Annotated in this window: 21 protein-coding genes, 2 tRNA genes and 1 riboswitch; of the genes, 12 read left to right on the top strand and 11 right to left on the bottom strand. The window is 54.3% G+C overall.

Going from position 1 to position 19,897, the window contains the following annotated elements; genetic code table 11:
• Nucleotides 1-169: 169 nt before the first annotated feature.
• The 4 genes from F1002_RS16150 to F1002_RS16135 are packed head-to-tail and all read left to right on the top strand — an operon-like array spanning nt 170 to nt 5,980.
• Nucleotides 170-1,636 (top strand): site-specific integrase, encoded by a 1,467-nt coding sequence (locus tag F1002_RS16150; RefSeq protein WP_150430069.1) that lies wholly within the window; start codon nt 170-172, stop codon nt 1,634-1,636.
• Nucleotides 1,633-3,549, top strand: coding sequence for a hypothetical protein (locus F1002_RS16145; protein WP_150430068.1), 1,917 nt, complete (start codon nt 1,633-1,635; stop codon nt 3,547-3,549). The genes F1002_RS16150 and F1002_RS16145 overlap by 4 nt, the downstream gene beginning before the upstream one ends.
• Nucleotides 3,546-5,576, top strand: a complete 2,031-nt coding sequence (locus tag F1002_RS16140; protein ID WP_150430067.1) for a hypothetical protein — start codon at nt 3,546-3,548, stop codon at nt 5,574-5,576. The genes F1002_RS16145 and F1002_RS16140 overlap by 4 nt, the downstream gene beginning before the upstream one ends.
• The gene (locus F1002_RS16135; protein WP_150430066.1) at nt 5,576-5,980 is read left to right on the top strand and encodes a hypothetical protein; all 405 of its coding nucleotides are present in this window, start codon (nt 5,576-5,578) and stop codon (nt 5,978-5,980) included. Before F1002_RS16140 ends, F1002_RS16135 begins: the two co-directional genes overlap by 1 nt.
• A gap of 17 nt (nt 5,981-5,997) precedes the next feature.
• Here F1002_RS16135 and F1002_RS16130 read toward each other — a convergent pair whose 3' ends face one another.
• Nucleotides 5,998-6,225: a helix-turn-helix domain-containing protein gene (locus F1002_RS16130; RefSeq protein ID WP_150430065.1), complete on the bottom strand. Its 228-nt coding sequence runs from the start codon at nt 6,223-6,225 to the stop codon at nt 5,998-6,000.
• A gap of 133 nt (nt 6,226-6,358) precedes the next feature.
• On the opposite strand from F1002_RS16130, the gene F1002_RS16125 reads away from it, so the two are divergent.
• Nucleotides 6,359-6,796 carry a hypothetical protein gene (locus F1002_RS16125; RefSeq protein ID WP_150430064.1) on the top strand — a complete coding sequence of 146 codons (438 nt, stop codon included), beginning with the start codon at nt 6,359-6,361 and terminating at the stop codon, nt 6,794-6,796.
• A gap of 133 nt (nt 6,797-6,929) precedes the next feature.
• On the opposite strand, the gene F1002_RS16120 is transcribed toward F1002_RS16125, so the two are convergent.
• From F1002_RS16120 to F1002_RS16105, 4 genes are all read right to left on the bottom strand, one after another.
• Nucleotides 6,930-7,625, bottom strand: a complete 696-nt coding sequence (locus tag F1002_RS16120; protein WP_150430063.1) for a hypothetical protein — start codon at nt 7,623-7,625, stop codon at nt 6,930-6,932.
• 67 nt (nt 7,626-7,692) lie between these two features.
• Nucleotides 7,693-8,415, bottom strand: a complete 723-nt coding sequence (locus tag F1002_RS16115; RefSeq protein WP_223879640.1) for an MgtC/SapB family protein — start codon at nt 8,413-8,415, stop codon at nt 7,693-7,695.
• Nucleotides 8,416-8,469: 54 nt separating this feature from the next.
• Entirely contained in the window at nt 8,470-9,405 is a 936-nt protein-coding gene (locus F1002_RS16110) for a cation diffusion facilitator family transporter (protein WP_191090437.1), read from the bottom strand.
• Between the two features lie 57 nt (nt 9,406-9,462).
• Nucleotides 9,463-10,809 carry a magnesium and cobalt transport protein CorA gene (locus F1002_RS16105; RefSeq protein ID WP_150430062.1) on the bottom strand — a complete coding sequence of 449 codons (1,347 nt, stop codon included), beginning with the start codon at nt 10,807-10,809 and terminating at the stop codon, nt 9,463-9,465.
• A gap of 805 nt (nt 10,810-11,614) precedes the next feature.
• Nucleotides 11,615-11,679, top strand: a riboswitch (Fluoride riboswitch).
• A gap of 84 nt (nt 11,680-11,763) precedes the next feature.
• Between F1002_RS16105 and F1002_RS16100 the strand changes: the two genes are divergently transcribed.
• Genes F1002_RS16100 through F1002_RS16075 form a run of 6 tightly spaced genes read left to right on the top strand, consistent with a single transcriptional unit; the run spans nt 11,764 to nt 16,085 of the window.
• Complete coding sequence (locus tag F1002_RS16100) at nt 11,764-13,098, top strand: voltage-gated chloride channel family protein (RefSeq protein ID WP_150430061.1); 1,335 nt, start codon at nt 11,764-11,766, stop codon at nt 13,096-13,098.
• A complete protein-coding gene (locus F1002_RS16095; RefSeq protein WP_150430060.1) occupies nt 13,095-13,433 on the top strand; it encodes a DUF190 domain-containing protein in 339 nt (112 codons plus the stop codon). Before F1002_RS16100 ends, F1002_RS16095 begins: the two co-directional genes overlap by 4 nt.
• A 29-nt stretch (nt 13,434-13,462) precedes the next feature.
• Nucleotides 13,463-13,846 (top strand): fluoride efflux transporter CrcB, encoded by a 384-nt coding sequence (gene crcB / locus F1002_RS16090; protein WP_150430059.1) that lies wholly within the window; start codon nt 13,463-13,465, stop codon nt 13,844-13,846.
• A gap of 10 nt (nt 13,847-13,856) precedes the next feature.
• On the top strand, nt 13,857-14,186 hold the full coding sequence (locus F1002_RS16085; RefSeq protein ID WP_150430058.1) for a DUF190 domain-containing protein: 330 nt from the start codon (nt 13,857-13,859) through the stop codon (nt 14,184-14,186).
• The gene (locus F1002_RS16080) at nt 14,183-14,875 is read left to right on the top strand and encodes a phosphatase PAP2 family protein (RefSeq protein ID WP_150430057.1); all 693 of its coding nucleotides are present in this window, start codon (nt 14,183-14,185) and stop codon (nt 14,873-14,875) included. The genes F1002_RS16085 and F1002_RS16080 overlap by 4 nt, the downstream gene beginning before the upstream one ends.
• Nucleotide 14,876: 1 nt before the next feature.
• Nucleotides 14,877-16,085 (top strand): MFS transporter, encoded by a 1,209-nt coding sequence (locus tag F1002_RS16075; RefSeq protein ID WP_150430056.1) that lies wholly within the window; start codon nt 14,877-14,879, stop codon nt 16,083-16,085.
• A gap of 53 nt (nt 16,086-16,138) precedes the next feature.
• Here the strand turns inward: F1002_RS16075 and modA are convergent, their stop codons facing one another.
• Genes modA through F1002_RS16055 form a run of 4 tightly spaced genes read right to left on the bottom strand, consistent with a single transcriptional unit; the run spans nt 16,139 to nt 19,146 of the window.
• Nucleotides 16,139-16,909, bottom strand: a complete 771-nt coding sequence (gene modA, locus F1002_RS16070; RefSeq protein WP_150430055.1) for a molybdate ABC transporter substrate-binding protein — start codon at nt 16,907-16,909, stop codon at nt 16,139-16,141.
• 25 nt (nt 16,910-16,934) lie between these two features.
• Nucleotides 16,935-18,011: a molybdenum ABC transporter ATP-binding protein gene (gene modC / locus F1002_RS16065; protein WP_150430054.1), complete on the bottom strand. Its 1,077-nt coding sequence runs from the start codon at nt 18,009-18,011 to the stop codon at nt 16,935-16,937.
• Complete coding sequence (gene modB / locus F1002_RS16060; protein WP_150430053.1) at nt 18,008-18,688, bottom strand: molybdate ABC transporter permease subunit; 681 nt, start codon at nt 18,686-18,688, stop codon at nt 18,008-18,010. The genes modC and modB overlap by 4 nt, the downstream gene beginning before the upstream one ends.
• 35 nt (nt 18,689-18,723) lie before the next feature.
• Nucleotides 18,724-19,146 (bottom strand): molybdate ABC transporter permease subunit, encoded by a 423-nt coding sequence (locus F1002_RS16055; protein ID WP_370452168.1) that lies wholly within the window; start codon nt 19,144-19,146, stop codon nt 18,724-18,726.
• Nucleotides 19,147-19,339: 193 nt separating this feature from the next.
• Between F1002_RS16055 and F1002_RS16050 the strand changes: the two genes are divergently transcribed.
• Nucleotides 19,340-19,537: a hypothetical protein gene (locus F1002_RS16050; RefSeq protein ID WP_150430052.1), complete on the top strand. Its 198-nt coding sequence runs from the start codon at nt 19,340-19,342 to the stop codon at nt 19,535-19,537.
• 65 nt (nt 19,538-19,602) lie between these two features.
• On the opposite strand, the gene F1002_RS16045 is transcribed toward F1002_RS16050, so the two are convergent.
• Nucleotides 19,603-19,677: transfer RNA gene (locus F1002_RS16045), tRNA-Thr, on the bottom strand.
• A 4-nt stretch (nt 19,678-19,681) separates the two neighbouring features.
• A tRNA-Val gene (locus F1002_RS16040) sits at nt 19,682-19,757 on the bottom strand.
• Nucleotides 19,758-19,897: the final 140 nt, after the last annotated feature.

Below are 19,897 nucleotides of genomic sequence, written 5' to 3'. Positions count from 1 at the left end.
GTTGTTTGGCGGATGTTCACTTATACGCTATACGAATCAGTAACTTAGGTTTGTTGTTGGTTTCTGGCTCCATTAAAGTCTCTGGCTATGCGTGAGAGGTTTGGGATGCTGCTTTTTCCCTTTCCTTGCAAAGGCAGTAGCGGTTTTCAGGAATGCTGTTGATGGGGCAATGGACTACATGAATGATTCTTCTCTACGCAGGGCGAAGAAGGTAACACTTCCATCCCTATCCATTACAGAGCTGTGTCACTCTGGCGATGATGGTGCGTTCCTAGTCACTGAGGCTGATGAGCCATATTTTGCTCGATATGTCATGGCTGATGGTGTCGGCGGTCGCCGAGATGGTCTGCCTAACTGGGTGCCAGCCCAATTCAATCTGTATCCCCTCGTACTTGAAGGCTCAGGGCAACCGTGGGCAGAGGCCTGTCTCTACTTACTTGCCGGACTGGAGGGTACGCCAGGCCCTGATATGCGCACTTATGATGCAAAGGCCCTTGATTTGGCTGCTTACCGCCGCTTTGTCGAGGAAACAAAGATTGACTGGACCGATTTTCATAAGAACAAGCTCTTTCGGCCAACCTACCGGTATTGTGCTCATCTAAATCTAATGCTGCGTACCGGCGAACTAGGTGCCAGGACGCTGAATCGTAGGATGGGTTCAGTTGTTGGCTTCTATCGCTGGCTGGTGAGTGAGGGTCTTTTCACCCCTGCAAATCCCCCCTGGAAGGAGCGCGATGTTTACATATCATCGAAGGACTCCTTTGGTTTTCAGCGAACGAAAGCCATCAAATCTACCGACTTGGCCATACCGGTTGCCGAGCAGCAGGATACCTTTGATGAAACCATTCAGGACGGCGGTCGATTACGCCCGCTTCCTTTGGAGGAGCAGGAGTGGTTGCTCTCAGCATTGCAGGCTGCCGGCAATACAGAGATGATTCTTATACACCTGATGGCCTTGGTGACAGGTGCTCGACTGCAAACAGTGTGTACGCTGAAGGTTTGGCATACTGAAATGGCATCGCTGTCTGATGACCCCAATGAGATAGTAAAACTGCCAATTGGGCCGGGCACCGGAGTAGACACGAAGCGGAACAAGCGTTTGGTGTTGCACATACCAGGTTGGTTTTATCGGACTCTTCAAACCTATTCCGTCAGCCATCGTGCGTGCCGTCGGCGCCAAAAATGCGGAAGGGAGGACTCCAGTCAATATCTCTTCCTTACCCAGCACGGGACACCGTATTACACCGATAAACAAGAGCGGCAGACCTTTGACCCAAAGAACAAACGGCGTTACGACTTCGATGGAGGGGCGATTGGGACATTCATTCGTAATGTAATTCGACCGTACGTCCAAAAGAATTTTGGGTGCAAAAAGTTTGATTTCAGCTTCCACGATACCCGGGCAACCTTTGGGATGAACCTGACGGACCTGCTGCTAAAGCAAGTTGAAACCGGCAAGATGACGTTGTCAGAGGTGCGGGAGTTCGTGAAGGCACGAATGGGCCACGAAAGTGCCGCAACTACTGATTTGTACTTGAATTACCGGCATCGCCTTAAATTCAAGCGTGCAGTCGTTGGGCAACATGAATCGCATCTTAAAGAGCTCTGCCGTAGAGCAATGGAAGGTGTGCTTTGAGCCAGTATCAGTCGCGCCCCGTAACGCTCTTTACTCTGCCGTTTTCCGAGGGGTTTAGGGTTCTCAATCCTGAACAGGCGGTCATCGAATTTCCTGGCAAAGGAACTCTGGATATTGGGTCGCTTTGCTTTTTAAAGCGAGCCGTGGACGGACCAAGCCGACGGCGTACGGACGGGCGGCGAGTGGACCTCTCGTCTATGGACCTCGAAAGGGTCGAACAAGTCCAGAGAATTATCCAGTACGTTGCCGACCGGTACTCCCACGGAGGTATATCCCCGGTAACAGCCCATTTTGAAACCTCTCTCGGTATTTTGAACTTCATGGACTGGGCAGATGCAGCAGGGCACCACCAAGCGTGCTGCAACGAACATTCGGCTCGTGTCGCCTTCGTCGATTTTGTTGATGGTGTTTGGGAGCGTCTGCTTCGCAAGGAGATTGTATCGGGGACAGCAGCCCGCTTCTGTAACTATCCCCTAAAGTTCCTATCGAACTTCCTTGAGGTAGACGACCTAAAGCAAGGGCTGAATTTGCCGCAAAAAAGCAATGACGATAGCCAACCAACTGTGCCACCTGTCGAGGCGAATCAAGCCAGGGCGCTAAGCCTGGCCTATTCGTTTTTTCACGGATTAACGGACCTCGTTCTCAAGAAGCTTGACTACCCGTATCAACTCGGACTCCCGAAATATCTGGAATGGCCGAACGATGGGATGTGGGTTTTTCCAATGAATGAATGGTTTCGAACGCCTCTTGAAATCGAGGCATATAGAAGCAAAAAAGACCATTCGTCGGCATATAACTTTGCTGAAGGTAGAGTCAATGCACTTCATGAAGTCTTGCATAAACACTCTTTAAGGTGCAATGCCCAGAAAAGCGTTCGGAGTGCCATCGCAAACTTAAGCGCAGCGAACAATAACGTCAGACATACCTACCGATTGGCATCCGGTATGCAAGCTCTGCAAGCGTTTACCCTTCTATTCATTGCCTACACCGGGATGAATCTGGAGCAAGTTAGGACCTTAGAGTGGAGTGGCGAGTACGAGGTCGGCACCGTTCGCCAGAAATTCCGGGTGGTCAAGTGGCGGGCGCACGGGAAAAAGCAGTCATTTGAAATTCAGTCCACGTTTTTAGCAGACTTTAAGCGGTATCTCGAACTGCGTAGCTACTTGCTGAATGGTCGTCAGTGTAAATGGCTCTTTTTCTCACTCGGCGTTAGAGGCTTGGGGCAGCCTGGGCAACTGAAGTATTACGCACCACGGCAACTGTATCAAAGGCTGATGCGCATCGATTCATCCTTGCCAGTGATTACGCCACGGCAGTGGCGCTCTGCTAATGTAGATTGGATGCTACGCAAGGAGGTACCGCTTTCGGTGGCGGCGGACGTTGTCCAGAACTCGGAAGAGACGTTGAAGGCGGCTTATGTGGCTGGTTCCCCCGAAACTCACAGAGTTGAGATGACAGCTTTTCTCGACAGGGTTTCCTCTGTTGTATTAGAGGGGGAGCAGGTGCGGAATGCCAGTCAAGAAGGGCCTGTTGGGCGCTGTTTAGATTATGGGAAGCCCAAGGCGGATGGTACATCTGGCACGGTTTCTCCCGATTGTCGCAATCCTGAAGGCTGTTTTTTCTGCGACAACTATAAGGTCCATGCCGATGAACACGATGTCCGAAAACTCCTTAGTTGCCGTTATTGCATTCAGAAAACCAGTTCGCTGGCCGCAAGCGTTGAGCACTTTGATAGCGTTTTCGGAGAGGTTCTGTCGCGCATTAACGAGCTACTTGTTGAAATTGGTAAACGCATCCAGAAACCTGAGTTGATTTCAAGCACTACTCGGTCTATTGAAGAGTTCGGTGAGCTGGATGAATATTGGGCGGCAAAACTCGAATTGCTAATCCAACTGGACTTGGTGTCCCCATGAGTCAAAGCACATTATTTAGTCCGAAGTATTTCGTAAACGACGGTAGCCCTGCACCTGACCGGTGGGACTTGAGTCGTGGGCTCATTCCCATTGATAACATGGTGGTGAGCAGGGCAAAAGACGGACAAATTCTTTCGAGATATGGGGATGGCTTTTGGGATTTAACCCCGTACTACGGTCGTGGGGATTTCACCTGTCTGTATTTTTACGTCTTTGACGACGAGTCCGTAGCGGGCACTGAATCCTTGGTGGCCGAGATGAGGTACTTTCTATTTCTGCTTATGTATGCCAGACCCGGGGTTCGGTTATCTTTGAGCAGCCTGAGAAACTATCTCAATATGCTGCGCTCGGTTGCGGTATTTGCATTTAATAAAAAATGCTCCCTAAAAGACGTATTAAGTAGCAAGCCTCGTTTGGCTGAGTATGCCTATGCCGAGCCAATCAAAGGGAAATTGACGATGTTGGCGGCCCTCCTGTCATTTTTGCTCAAATTGGGTGCAGAAAAAATAGGGTTCCTTGTTGTCGGAAAGAGTGGACAAGATGTACTTTTGGCTTGCATCCAACTCAAAGGGGATACTGGAAAACAATATCCGCCAATTCCAACTAGAATATATTCGTTACTTATATCCGCGCTTGATTCAGAACTGAAGGACTGGGAGGCTGTAGAACAAAGATATTTATCGCTGCTTAGGGAGTGCCTGGGAGACCCGATTCTCGGAAAGAGCAAGCGTCAGCAAATCACCATAGCGACAAGACATGGAATTGCGCGCACCCCAGGTGAATACAAAGATGATTTCACTAAGTTACTGTCCAACTATCGGTTGAAAGAATATTTCGACATTAACAACTTATCGTACAGTGTGCATGGCTTGGTTTTTGGATTGTCTTCGGTAATGAATGTCGCTAAATTGTACATCATTACATTTTCGGGAATGAGAAATGCCGAAGCGCGCTACCTTCCATTCAATTGTATCGACGAGGAGCGCTCACTAGGAGGTGTGGTTCACCGCCTTATTCAAGGTAATACCACGAAGCTAAAAAAGGTTAGAACTAAATGGGTGACCAATAGCGAAGGATATCGTGCAATTCGTATTGTTCAGCGTATATCGAAAGTTATTTATGCGCATCTTGGCGAAGTGCCCTCAATAACAAAGAAGCCTGATGATGATTTCCCGTTATTTGTAACTACTGCTTATCTGAACTTTACTGGACGGAACACACGACGGGCTGGAAAGACATTTCAGGCGCTCGGTAATTCGTTCTTTAGCACCAAGTTCGTGGAGCTTCGAAAGCGGGTTTGTCCCTTGATTGAAGATGGAGATTTGAAGGAGCTTGAGCATATTGACCCGCATCGTGCTTGGCGTTCTGAAGCTGAATTTCAGGTGGGAGTTCCTTGGCCACTGACCGAGCACATGTTGAGGCGGTCCTTGGCTTTGTATGCACAGAGGTCCGGGTTGGTTTCACTTTCTTCGCTACGCCGGCAGCTACAACACTTGACCGAGGAAATGTCTCGCTACTATGCCCGGGGGTCAATGTATGCCAAGAACTTTATCGGCGACGACAAAGAGCACTTTGGCTTGGAATGGCAAGAGGCCGGGCCAGTAGCATCCGGACTTGCATTCATTCGGGACGTTCTTTTCCCTGACGAGCCAATATTTGGCGGCTACGTGAAGTGGATTGAAGATCGTGTGGGCGGTGCTGAAGGGCAAATTATTCTTGACCGCGAAACTACGTTGCGGCGCTTCCGGAACGGCGAACTCGCCTACAAGGAAACGCCTATTGGTGGATGTACGAAGGTTGGCCCTTGCGATGAACTGGCCATTCGTTTTCTTGATGTGGACTGCTTGGGGGGATGCCCTAACCTAGTCGGTCGCTTATCAAAACTGGAACAGGTAATTAAGGGACAAACGGCATTAGTCAGTCGGCTTAGACCTGACTCCATTGAGTGGAAAATTGAGAAAGCAGACCTCGATGTTTTGCAGGAAACTAGGGCACGGGTCCTCCAACAGCGCGGAGAGGTTAAATAATGGGGAACCAAACACTAGATGACTACTTTGATGCACTGGAACGCCTCAAGAAGGGTGCGTCGAAAGTTGTCCCAAAGGGTACGAGAATCACCAATGATGCCGTTGCACTGGAAGCTGGCAGGGGCAAGGGCAGCATCAAAAAATCGCGTTTGGTTTTCGCAGACCTGATTGCCGCCATCGAGGAAGCAGCTCGGGCTCAAGCTTCGCCAGCACGAGAGAACTATGAACGTATTGCGCGAGCTAAAGCGGATGCTGACGACTATCGGACCAAATTAGAAGCCGCTTTGGTCAGAGAGGTGTGCTTATTACGTGAGTTGGCGGAGGTAAAGAAGAAATTAGCCCAGTTCACCGGCTCAAAGATACTGCCAATCAGAGGCGACTCAAAGCCTGCGATAACTGACTGAACAGCGAAAACCGGCAATTAACTCGCCATCAACTTCTCGGCGGTAGCTACTAAATCGCTCGCTGTACAGTTCAGTGCTCTGGCCAACTTGAGAATCGTCTGGAATGTCGGCTGCTTATGGCCGTTCTCGAGCAGAGAGACGTAGACTCGCTCCAAGTCAGCTTCAAGGGCAAGCTTTTCCTGGCTCAATGAGCAAGCCTTTCGCCGTTCGCGTAATGCTTTTCCGAATGCTTCGCTCGCTTCCACTTACCCCTCCTGACAGAGAGGAGACGGTAGGGGATGGGCAGTCGTTCGTCTTTATACTAAAGTATACATTATTTGCCGAAGACCCTTCGGCGACTGGATAACCTATCAATTGAGATGACGAGCTATGGGGCACTTGGCTAGGGCTCTGGATGCGCTGATTTCGGGTGGCCTGGAACAGCAAAGCATCAATGCCTCGAAGAAAAAAGCGAGTGGGAGCAGTGCAAGGAAAGTTTCGCCAGAGAAGTTATCTGGAATGGAATTGGTTCATGCTGTTTATTCAGAGGAAGGGGGAGATGTCGTTGGTAGCCCGACGGCAGGCTTTGCTTATTTTGCGAACGAAACAGATACCCTCGTAGTGGTTAGCGAGAATGGAAAAAACGTTAATCACGTTACACCTAACGTAATTATGATTAGCCATGCGATGGAGGTCGCTCAGGATTTGGAAGCGAGCTTCATCGTTCATGGTGCTCAAGTAGTATGCAACATACGTGGCGTCTCCCAAGCCGGAGGCTCGTATGGCGAAGCTGCATTAAGAGCAATACTGGCTTATTCGAGGGAACAAGCAACATAGCAACTCTAATAGCCAATATAAGCAGTACGCAGAGCGTAATCGACTGGCAACCCTAGTGGCAGCACCCGACTCTATGCTGAGCTTGGGGCTCATTCGTCAGATAGCTGGTGAAACCCTCAATGCAGTCTTTGGTTTAGAAAAGCTTGTCGGGGGTATATCGAATACCAAAAGATACCCAATGGCTATTACCTTCTCCGGAAAGCTGCTGACCAAAGGTGGCATCGACCTGAAACAGGTCTGGTATCACGGAATACCGTACCCCCACCTGCCCATAAGACAGGCCACGATTGTCGCCAAATGTTTCGGCGATGCCGAGCACTCTCGGATGCAACTTGAACTCTCCGCCAATGCCCCATGAAGTGCTGTTGAGGCCGGATGCCTTGTCCTTTAGCCAGCCAAGATTAGTGTGGACAATCACCTTGTCGTCGTACATCGAAAAAGACAGAGGGATGTAGGCATAGGTGTTGCCAAGCATGTTTGGCCCAGGATTGATTTCCGGGTGACGAATCGTACCGACCGCCAAGCCCCAACCCCAACCATTGGTTTCTAGTGGGCGGAACAGGGTCTTGGCTTGAAACACATAGTCAGTCGTGGCTTGTTCACCATCAGCTTTAGCCCTGCCACCACCAAACGTGAACTCGAGATTTCCTGTCGGATTGCATGCAGGAAGGGCCCAGATTTCAGTGCTATTGGGGTAGATGCGCATCCAGCTTTCAAGCTGACAACTCCCTCCCGTGGTCAGGCGAGCATCGTCAGTCACGAAAGGACGAGCAGCAAAGGCAAATGATGGAATGGCGAGAACTGCGCAGGCTAAAGCTTTAAATTTCATCGGCGTTGTCTTTTGATTTCTATATTCGTGGTCCGTTGGAATCTTCGTTCTTGATGGCGTGCCGTCATTACTCCGTTGTACTTGGACTCCAGAAGGCTTGAGTAATGATGGGTGCTTCTGCCAGTCGCCGGGTCAATTGGTCGAGTTGTTCCCCCTCCACCGCAGAGGCCAGCAATACCGCTTCGATTTCAACGGCATCATCACCAAAGGCATGAACCACCATGTCACGCGTGCCGTAGTCTGCCTTTTCCAGCATGCTTTCTAGCAATTGCAGTGCTTGTTTCTGATGCTCACGCGGGGCTATGACATACACCGTATTGGTCACTTCCACCGCGAGGGTGTCGATAGGCTGCCGGTTGATTTGATTGACGACCGGGCGAAGCAAGGTATTCGATGCAAGCACGAACAAGGCACCCATCACCGCTTCCAACAACAAGTCAGCCCCAGCGCAAGCACCTACCGCAGCCGACCCCCAGAGCGTTGCAGCGGTATTGAGTCCGCGGACGTTTCCTTCTTCTCGCATGATGACGCCAGCGCCAAGGAAGCCAATGCCAGAGACCACATAGGCAACGACACCGATAGCGCCCTGGTGTCCGTTAAGGCGGTTGGCCATATCCACAAAAATGGCCGCACCTACGGCGACCAGGACATTGGTCCGCAAACCAGCCGTCCGCTGGCGGTACTGCCTTTCGACGCCAATCAAACTGCCAAGAAGGAAAGCGGTCGTTAAGCTAATAGTGGTATCGGCCAGCGAAGCCAGGTTGATGTGTTCGATTGCTTGCAGGTTCATAGGGCACCACGTATTTACGAAGGGGTCGAAATTGGTTTCGGGATGGCTGCCGGCCTACTTGCCGCCATCCGGCGTTACGGGGTCAACGTGCGTCATCAGGTAGAGCACCGGATGGCGAGACATCACATTCAGCTTGGCTTGCCGGGCAATAGCGTGCCCTTCAGCGACCGTTAATTGCCCATCAATTTCGAGATGCACATCGGCCAGAATCATATCGCCCGTTTTGCGGGTTTTCAGTTCGTGTAGCCCGAGTACGCCCGGCGTGGCCAGAATGTCTTCCGAGATACCAGCAATCTGCTCCTCGGTCGCCGCTCTGTCGGTCAGGTCATGGAGCGCGTCCCAGGCAAATGACCAGCCCATGCGAGAAACCATGAAACCGACAATCAGTGCGGCAATTGGGTCTAGGAGAGAAAAGCCCAACAGATTGCCACCAATGCCGATGGCCACGACCAGCGAGGAAGCTGCGTCGGAACGGGCATGCCAGGCATTCGCAACGAGCATGCTGGAGCGAACACGCTCAGCCACCGCCAGCATGTAACGGAAAAGAAGCTCCTTGGCCGCCAGTGCCGCCAAGGCCACCCAGAGGGCAGTCATGTGCACTGTCGGAATGCTTTCCGGGGTTTGCAGCTTGTGCGCGGCTGACCAAATCATGCCGACGCCAACAGCCAGAAGTAGTCCTCCGAGGACCAGCGATGCCGCGTTCTCGTAACGCTGATGCCCGTAATGATGGTCGGCATCCGCTTCCTTCTGGCTGTGCTGAATGGCGAGCAATACGACGAAGTCGGCCACCAGGTCTGACAAGGAATGGATGCCGTCCGCAATCAGACCTTGTGAGCCGGACCAAATCCCCGCCACGACCTGGGAAATGGTCAGCCCGATATTGACGACCACGCTGACCCAGGTGCTGCGCTTGGTTGCTGCCTCACGCTCGGGGCTGGCGTCTTCATTATCCATCTCGGCAAGGCGGGAGAGTTCTTGTGAATCGTTCATGGTGTAGTTTCAAAAATCAAAAGGCGTCGAATCGAAATACCGGAAATTCTTGCGCTATCAGGCCAGTTTCCTGTTTCTCAGTGCCTCTCGCTTCTGATGCAGCTTGAGACCCAGATAAGTGACCCAGCCCACCGCGCCCATCGCGACCGTGAATGCCGCATAGGAGTATTCCCAAGGGATGCCGCTCGTCATCATCGAGAATTCCGACATCCCGCCCATACCGGCCAGGATGTTGATGGGCATGAAGATGATGGAGAACGTAGTCAGCTTGCTGACTCGCTGGTTCTGGTTGATGTTGATGAAACCCACCACGGCGTCCATCAGGAAGTTGATTTTTCCGAAGAGGAAGGAGGTGTGGCTATCCAGCGACTCGATGTCACGCAGGATTTGGCGGGAATCGTCATTTTGATGAGGCGTGAGTAAATGGCTGCGCACCAGAAAGGACAGCGCCCGGCGGGTGTCCAGGACATTGCGACGTACGCGACCATTCAAGTCTTCCTGGCGGGCAATATCCCCCAGGATTTCCCCGGCCTCATCGTCGGATAGGCGGGTACTCAACACCTTCTTGCCGACCTGTTCCAGTTCGGCATAAACGTCTTCCAGTCGGTCAGCCGAATACTCCGCATCGGCCGCATAGAGGTCGAGCAGGACATCCTTGCCATCGGTGACATAGCCGGGCTGCGTTCGGGCCCGCATACGTTGCAGCCGGAAGACAGGAAGCTCCTCGCTACGTACCGAGAACAGAATCTCGTTGTGCAGAATAAATGCCACAGGGACGTTACGAGACTCGTCGTTCAGATTGAGCAGGAAATCCGAATGCAGGTGAACCTCGCCGTTGTCTTCAATGTAGAAGCGGGCCGAAGCTTCCAGGTCGGTGAGGTTGTCCGGGTCTGGCAACTCAAGGCCAAAATGCTGGCCTACCCATTCCCTAACCTTGGGCGTTGGCGCAACCAAATCCACCCAGATAGGCTGGCAACCGGCAAAGTCCTGCGGTCGTTTGATGTCCGTTTGACGCAGTCGACCGTTGTGCAACTCGAAGATATTGACCATCACCTTGGAACTGATTTGATGGCCATCGCCCACCAAGGCTTCTCGAATATCGTCCGAGAGCAACTCAAGGATGTCATCCAGCCGTTCCTCGGCAAGCTCCTTCCAGACAAGCAAGCGCTCTTCCTCGGGAAGGGCGTTTAGAATCAAGGCAACGGATACCGAGGGAAGGCGAGCCAGCAGGTGCCGAAGCTCGGCGATATGCTGGCGTTGAACCAGATTGTCCACCACCTCTTTTCGTGGCGAATCCTGCCGACGGGCCATCTCGCCGACTAGGCGATGTTTGGCGAGAAGTTCCTGAACTTCGAGCAAGTCGTCCTTGACCGTATCCACCTGAATGACCTTGGTCGGTTCCATGGCTTAACCCTCCAAGTCTGGTACGACATTGCAGGTTGAAAGGGAACTGGCACTCCAATCGTCGTGCTGGTCGGCTATACGCATGGCCGACGCAGCGATAGCGAACACTCGTAGCCGGAAAACCAGAGATGCACTGTTGAACTGACGATTGAAGTTGAAACGCATGGTCTGCCTCCTGAAAACTGAAAGGCGGACACCCATGGAGACCCATGTTGAGGACGTGTTTTGCAAGCCAGCCTGTTCCTTTGGCCAGCAGAATCGGCCCAGGAGTATGGCTATGGCAGGCCATCAGTCATGCGCTTGAACATGACAAGACCTGGCAGCAAATTGTTGGTGGAATTGGAGGGAATCCTGGTGACAGGCTTCCTGCGCCGCTTCCCGCTCTTGGCGAGATAGCGGCAGTTGAACTGCGCGTTATCGTGCCGAGAGAATGCTCGTCAAATGGACAGAGCAACAACTATCACTCGAACAAGGGCCCACAGGGGGTCTCCGCGAAATAAAAACGGGCGGATTTTGAGTCATAAGGATATGAAAGTAAAGTGACAATGCGGTGAAAATCAGCGCAAGCTGTCAGTAATCACGAGATTTTTCCAATGAGACAGCTGAAGTCCAGAGTGACCCTGTCAGCTAACGCTCCTTGTGTGCGGAGCTAAAGTCTGGCCTGGACGGAAACGGACTGATACCACCTGATTGCTGGCTGTAGTACAGCCAACGAACCTGAGCAGACGTTCGCTTCCAGCAATGAGCGTCTGCTCTAGGAAACAACGCATCCGTTCGCACTCCTAAGAGTAATTTGCTGCTAGAATTCGCCCAAGGAGATGGCATTCCTCCTACTTAACCGCCCTTGGGGCTGATGATGCCTACATGGTTCCTGGTTCATCGGGAAGATGTAGGCATTCGTCCATATCCTCTCTGTATGTCCAGGTTTGCGTAAAAAAAACTTATTGGACATGCATGAAGCCTTCAAAACGTCCCGAACAAATCGACCTGTTGCCCTACCTTGGCAAGTGGATTTTGTTGTCCACGGCAGTTGCTGCCTTGGCCGGCTCGGCATCGGCCTTCTTTCTCATATCGCTCGACTGGGCGACTGAGACCCGCAATACACACCGCTGGCTTATCTGGCTACTGCCCTTGGCTGGGTTTGGCGTGGGTTGGCTCTACCTAAAGTTCGGCCAGCACGTCGAAGCGGGGAACAATCTCCTCATCGACGAAATCCATGACCCCAAGAAGGTGGTGCCGCTACGCATGGCACCGCTAGTTCTGGGCGGAACGGTCATTTCGCATCTGTTCGGAGCTTCAGTCGGCCGCGAAGGGACTGCCGTCCAGATGGGCGGCGCGCTGGCAGACCAGTTCACTCATCTTTTCAAATTGAAGCATGAGGACCGCCGCATCATCCTGATGGCAGGTATCAGTGCGGGTTTCTCGTCGGTGTTCGGCACACCGTTAGCGGGAGCTGTTTGGGGCCTTGAGGTATTGGCTATCGGCCGGCTTCGCTACGACGCACTGCTCGCCTGTACGGTTTCGGCGATTGTGGCCGACCAGGTTTGTAGCTTCTGGGGTGTTCACCATACCCACTACCTGATTACGGAAATCCCCCGCATCACTGCCTGGGGGCTGTGCGCCATGGTGTTGGCCGGCATCGTCTTCGGGCTGGCCGGCAAGGTGTTCGCCGATGCCACCCATGCGCTCGGCGGATGGGTAAAGAAGACCGTCAGCTATGGACCGCTGCGTCCTTTGCTGGGTGGCGCAGTTCTGGCCGGGGTCGTCATGTATTTCACCGCAGACCGTTACATTGGCCTTGGCATACCGGTCATTGTGGAAGCCTTTGAGAAGCCGCTGCCTGCCTACGATTTTCTCGGAAAGATGGCCTTCACAGTGTTTTCCCTGGGCTTTGGCTTCAAGGGTGGCGAGGTCACCCCTCTGTTCTATATTGGCGCCACGCTGGGCAATGCCTTGGCGCCACTTCTGAACATGCCGTTTCCGCTACTGGCCGGCATTGGCTTTGTCGCGGTTTTCGCTGGCGCGGCCAACACGCCGATTGCCTCGACCCTGATGGCGATGGAGTTGTTCGGGGCGGAAGTCGGTGTATACGCCGGTATCGCCTGCGTCATCAGCTATTTGTTTTCCGGGCACACCGGCATCTACCGCTCGCAGCGGGTTGGCCATGCAAAGCACGTGCATGCCCCGGAGGGCATGAAGCTGGGGGAACTGCCCGCCTATCACAAGCAACGACGTGCAGAAGCAGCCCAGCAGGCTGTAGAGGCCAAAACAAAGGAAGAACAATTATGAGCGACCTGACCGCCCTCCGTCTTTACTTTCCCCAGGCGGCACGTGCCAAGCCGACCAGTTTCTGGCATCGCCTGACGGCTCCGGCCTTGAGCCACCGTCTCCTGACTGCGGCCAAACGTGCCGGCATCCAGCAGGCACTGCTGCACAGAGTCCATGCCGGCTATTTGCCGGGACACAAAATGAGTCATCACCACATCGAGAGTACCCCCGCCCAACATCCGTTGTGCATCGAGCTTATTGACGCGGAAGAGCGCCTGCGTGACTTCATTAGGCAGCATGCGGATGAATTGCATCACGTGCGTGCAGTTTTCTTCCGCTGCGAACTTGCCACCTGAAAGAACAACTATCGGAACAGGAGTTCAGCATGTGGAAACCGATATTGGCCATATCCGTGGGCGCTGCACTGGGGGCTCTGTTTCGTTGGCAATTGGGTATTCGCTTGAACGGGCTCCTGCCCGGCATGCCTCCAGGCACTCTGGCAGCCAATCTTATTGGTGGCTTCATCGTGGGGCTGGCGATTGCCTATTTTGCCCAGAGCCCGACGCTTTCCCCCGAGTGGCGGTTGTTCATCATCACTGGGTTCTGCGGCGGGCTGACGACCTTTTCCACCTTTTCAGCCGAAGTCGTCACGCTACTTCAATCGGGGCAGGTGGCGTGGGCAATGGGTACGATGAGCCTGCATTTGTGCGGTTCTCTACTGAGTACCTTTGCTGGTTTGATGCTCGGCCAAGCGGTCAAAACAATCTGAGGAGACCATCATGAAAGGCTATCAAGTCACTTTCTTCACCCAGCAAGACCGGCGGCATGGTCATAAACCAGTTTCGGAGTGGCTGATGCTGACTGCACGGGAACTGGGTATTCGTGGGGCCACCATCGTAGCGGCCAGCGAGGGATTTGGGCATGACCGTCGTATCCACTCGGCACACTTTTTTGAGCTAGCCGACCAACCCCAAGAGGTGGTCATGGCCGTGACCGAGGATGAGCTCAAGCGGCTATTCGAGGTTATTGAGCAGGAGGGTGTTCATGTGTTTTACGCCAAGACGGAGGTCGAGTTTGGTGTTCTTGGGGAACCGTCTGCACAACCATGAATTACCGAAAATCTGAATTTCTCTTGGTGGCCGTCGTTGCCCTGGTCCTGGCCATCGCCTTTATCACCTTGCCCCAACTCGACCTGATGGCCAGTGGCTCGCTCTACCGTGACGGGGCCTGGCTCCTGGATAGGGATTCGCCTTGGCTCTATCCCATCTACATGGGGCTGCCCCGGCTTGGACAATTACTTTTCCTGTTGGTGGGCGTGCTGCTGGCATTGAGCCTCCTGGACCGGCACGGGAAGTTTCGCGCCATGCGCTCCGTGCTTGTCTTCCTCTTTGCCGGCATTCTGGTCGGACCGGTGATGGTGGTCGATGTCGGATTGAAAGACCATTCCGGCAGAGCTCGTCCCATCAATGTTCAAGCCTTCGGCGGGGCGAAGGAGTTCAGTCCCGCTTTCATACCTGCCAATCAGTGCATAAAGAACTGCTCTTTTGTTAGTGGCCATGTAGTCGGCGCCTCGTTCATCATGGCATTTGGCTGGCTTGGGGCTCCGCCTATCCGTCGTCGATGGCTGCTTGGAAGCTTGGGTTTTGCGGGTGTGGTCGGCCTAGCGCGCATGCTGCCCGGCGGCCATTTCTTGTCCGATGTCGCATTTGCCTGGCTCTTCGTCTACTTCAGTCTGTGGCTCACTGAGGGGCTTCTCACAGTTCTTGGATGGCGTCGTCCCGGACTTGAAGGAAATTGAAATGCTGAAAACCATACGACAACTTCCCAGAACGGTCTGGCTGATTGGCCTCATCAGCCTGGTCAACGATAGCTCCAGCGAAATGCTGTATCCACTGATTCCGCTCTACCTCTCGTCGGTCTTGATGGCGGGACCGCGAGCGCTGGGCATCATCGAAGGGATTGCTGAAGCCACTGCCAGCTTGCTCAAGTTGTTTTCCGGGGTCGTGGTTGACCGAACCCGACATTCAAAGCCGTGGGTTGTCGTCGGCTATGGGCTGGCTGCTTTCGGAAGGCCGCTGATTGCCTTCGTCACGAGTTGGCCTGGGCTGTTACTCATCCGTTTCGCCGACCGGATTGGCAAAGGGTTGCGCTCATCGCCGCGTGATGCGCTGTTGGCCGGCAGTGTTGATGCCGAGCAGCGCGGTGTGGCATTCGGTATCCATCGCGCCATGGACAATGCCGGTGCCGTGGTCGGTCCACTCGTCGCTTCGGCGCTGCTGGCAGCGGGCATGGCATTGCATGACATCTTCCTCTGGTCGGTCGTGCCGGCCTTGCTGTGTGTGGGCCTGGCGCTGTCCATTCACGAGCCCCGCGACAGACAGCCGGTTTCCACCACGCCGTTTCAGTGGAACCTGCGCGATATGCCCGATTCGTTCAAGCGTTATCTGGTCGTGGTGGCCATCTTCACGCTGGGCAACTCGTCCAACATGTTCCTGCTCTTGCGTGCCAAGGAGCTTGGGGTGTCAGAGGCCAGTATTCCACTACTATGGGCAGCTGTGTCCCTGGTGGCCATGCTTTTCTCGACGCCGCTCGCTGGACTGTCGGACAAGGTTGGCCGCATTCCACTACTGCTGGGCGGCTATGTGGCCTATGGCCTGTTCTACGCTGGGCTGGGTCTGATGACCCATGACGGCAGCGTTCTTTTCGTTTTGTTTGGTTTCTATGGCCTCTTCATGGCAGCCACGGAGGGCGTCGAGAAGGCGCTGGTCGCCGACATCGCACCAGTCGAGCTGCGTGGGACAGCCTTTGGCTGGTTCAACCTGACGGCTGGGCTATTTCTGCTGCCCGCTTCCGTCGTCTTTGGCTGGCTTTACCAGGCGTTTTCCCCGTTGGTTGCGTTCGGGTTCTCGACTGGTTGTTCGCTGACCGCTGCGCTACTGCTTTGGAGCTGGGCTTTTCGTATGAAATTGCGTGATGCTTATCAGACTGCCGACGGGGCCGACCACTGAGCCGGTAATAAATTCTCGATAGTGCGAGTGCGAGGATTCATGGCCCTGTTTCGTTATTTGCCGGTGACTTCACCAGGAAGTACGAAGCCATATTTGGTCATGACTGTACGGGCAGGCTTCGTGCCCATGTAGTCGGCAAAGCGCTTAGCGGCAGCATTCCCCTGTGCGTGCTTGATAATCACGAAACCCTGCTCAAGGGGTTGATGGAGATTGTCCGGAATCATCCAGTAACCCCCTTTGCTGGCCAGTTCGGCATTGACCGCCAGAGACAAGGCAATCACGCCGACCTGGGCGTTGCCCGTCTGGACGTACTGGGCAGTCTGGGCGATGTTCTCACCGTAGACCAGCTTCGGTTCCACTTTCTCCCAAAGGCCTGCCGTTTTCAGCGCCTCTTCGGCCCGCTTGCCATACGGGGCGTGCTTGGGATTGGCGATGGCGATGCGAGTGATTTTGGGGTCAGTAAGGCTGGCCAGTGTTATTTTTGTCGCATCCAGGCTGCCGCTCCAGAGCACGATGCGGCCGACAGCATAGGGCTTCACTTCCGAGGCCGCGAGGCCAGACGCAACTAGCTCACGGGGGAAGCCGATGTCGGCGGAAAAGAACATGTCATAAGGCGCTCCCTGCCGAATTTGCGTGTGGAACTTGCCCGACGACCCGTAGATAACATCGACTTCATCGCCAGGGTTCGCTTTTCGGTAGGTGTTGGCCAAGTCATCCATGGCGAACTTGAGGTCGGCTGCCGCCGCGATGGTGAGCTTTTCAGCTTGGGCGGCGAAGGAGAGAACGGTTGCGCAGACGGCCAGAATTGTACGAAGGTAGGGCATCGAGCTTCTTTCCGGTAAATGGCGTTCAAGCAAGCAGGGCGACCGCCTTGACCTGAGCCCAGACGGGTTGCCCGACGTGTAGGTTAAGTGCTTTTCTGGAGCGTTCGGTGATGCGTGCCAGCAGTGGGGTGTTCCGGAGGCTGAGTTGAACCAGAACGTGGCCCGGTGTGTCGGTGGGCGCAATCGCGGTGACGATGCCATGGAAGACATTCAGGATGCTGCTGGCCACTGGCTTCTCCAGCGCAAGACTGACATCGCGGGCGTGAATGCGGCAACGCAGCCGACGACCGACGGTTTCGGGGCGTCTGGCGACAAAAATACTACCGCCGACAAAGTCGAGTTGGGTCAGGTCGTCCTCCTCGTGGTGGGTGACAACAGTCTTGATGACAACGCCGGCGTCGTCGGCAAAGGCTTGAGGTAGGTCGGCGCGGGCCAAGGTTTCGGTGAGTGGCCCGCTGGCCACAACCTTGCCCGTATCAAGGAGAACAAGATGGTCGGCGAGGCGGGCTACCTCATCTGGGGCATGGCTGACATAGATTAGGGGAATCGACAGTTCATCATGCAGCCGCTCAAGGTAGGGAAGGATTTCCTGTTTGCGCTTCAGGTCGAGGGCCGCCAGTGGCTCGTCCATGAGCAACAGTTGCGGCGCGGTCAGCAAAGCTCGTGCAATCGCCACACGCTGGCGCTCCCCTCCCGATAGGCTAGCTGGTCTGCGGTTCAGTAAGCCCCCAATGCCCAGTAGTTCAGTAACATCGGATTGCTTAAACCTTCGCTCGGATTGAGGGATGCGTTTGCGACCGAACTCCAGATTGTCTTCCACGGTAAGGTGCTCAAACAGGCTTGCTTCCTGGAAGACGTAACCCAGCGAGCGTTGGTGGGTCGGAATGAATATACCTTTTGCATCGTCCTGCCAGACGACATCGCCAAGGGCGAAATAGCCTCCAGGGGCGTGCTCCAGTCCGGCAATGGCTCGAAGAACGGTGGTCTTCCCTGAGCCTGAGTGACCGAATAGCGCTGTGACGCCATGACCAGGGAGAGTAAGGTCAACATCTAGTCGAAAGTCGCCTCGGTCGATTCGGAATGTTGCGTGAATCTGGCTCATTGCTCACGTCCTTTCACCTTGTTTGGGTTCAGGGTATAGAGCGTCAGCAGGACGAGGAAGCTGAAGACCAGCATGCAGGCGGCGAGGACGTGGGCTTGTGTATATTCCAGCGCTTCGACGTGGTCATAAATCTGGACCGAGACGACTCGGGTTTTGTTGGGGATATTGCCTCCTATCATGAGGACTACGCCGAACTCGCCAACAGTATGAGCGAAGGCCAAGACAGCGCCGGACAGGAAACCAGGCTTCGCCAGGGGTACCACAACTGACCAGAAGGTATCCCAAGGGCTAGCACGAAGCGTCGCCGCTACCTCGAGTGGCCTGTCACCGATAGCCTCGAAGGCGTTCTGTAATGGTTGAACCATGAACGGGAGCGAGTAAAAAACTGAGGCGATGACTAGACCAGGGAAGGTGAAGGGCAGGAGGCCAAGGCCAAGCCATTCAGTGAACTTTCCGACAAGGCCGTTCGGCCCCATCGCCAGGAGAAGGTAGAAACCAAGGACGGTTGGTGGCAGGACGAGAGGAAGGGCGACGACGGCTCCGAAGACTCCCTTCAGCTTGGAACGTGTTCTAGCGAGCCACCATGCGATAGGGGTGCCGAAAAGCAGGAGTAGTATCGTGACCACGCTCGCCAGTTTCAGCGTGAGCCAGATGGCACCTAAGTCGTTTGCATCCATGGGTCGTGAGAATAATGGCTAGAAAAAATGGACAGTCAAGCTATCGACGGGTCCATTTTTTGGAAAAGTTGATGGACAGGTCGATTTTTTGCCACTCCATTAAAACAGCCACTTAGGTTGTCCATTTGGGTAGTTGACCGGGGTGCCAAATGCAGGGAATAGAAAACCGAGGCGATGACCAGCCCGGGGAAGGTGAAGGGCAGCAGGCCGAGGCCGAGCGATTGCGTCAGTTGACCGATGGGTCCGTTCGGCCCCATGGTGACCAGCAGGTAGAAGCCAAGCACCGTCGGCGGCAGGACCAGCGGCAATGCAACGACGGCACCGACCGCAGCCTTGAAAACGGAGCGGGTGCGCGCCAGCCACCAAGCGATCGGCGTACCGACGACGAGCAGCAGCAGCGTGACGATCGTGGCCAGTTTCAGGGTCAGCCAGACGGCAGCGAGATCGGTACTATCCATGCAGGCTAGGGGAGGGTGAAGAATCCCGGCAGTTTACACAGGGTTGGCGCGATACCGAAGCACCTTGCAAGCCCTACAGGGCGCCCGGCGTACATTCCTGGCGGCGGCGAAAATCAATTCCATGTGAATTTGCTCACGGACGTTTTTTCGGGTCTGGGAGAAACTGATGCCAAGCCAATAGGAAAGCCCGATCATGCCAGCCATTTACTCCAAGACGTTACGCCCGCAGCCTGCTGACGCCGCTGGCAAATCCGTGATGCAATCCGGTCAGGACGAGATCGGTGCCTTCAGCCTGCGCGACACCCTGAGCGGTATTTCGGTGCGTGAAGCCAATTTCGGCGAATTTCTGGCTGCCATGAAGCAGCGCGGCATGGTGGCGGTCAAGGCCTGAAGGCTGACCAAATCGACGGTTGTTGAGCCATTCAAGGCATCACGGTCGCGCGGCGACCGGAAGGGTGGTGCCCATGGGCAGGATCGAACTGCCGACCTCTCCCTTACCAAGGGAGTGCTCTACCACTGAGCCACATGGGCAACCTGGTGCGTCCTGACGGGGTCGAACCGCCGACATTCGCCTTGTAAGGGCGACGCTCTACCAACTGAGCTAAGGACGCGAAAGGGGGCGCATTGTAACCGATATCTGCCGAAAGTCGAGCTTTTGTCGCATGAAATGCGAGAAAACAGCCGGTTTTTTCGGGACTGTTTGACGCACTACGGGAAAGTCCGCACTTGATGCAAGGGGGCGAACCCCCGA

Source organism: Dechloromonas sp. CZR5 (genome assembly GCF_008711155.1).
Classification (GTDB): Bacteria; Pseudomonadota; Gammaproteobacteria; order Burkholderiales; family Rhodocyclaceae; genus Azonexus.
This window is presented reverse-complemented; position numbering and strand designations above follow the sequence as displayed.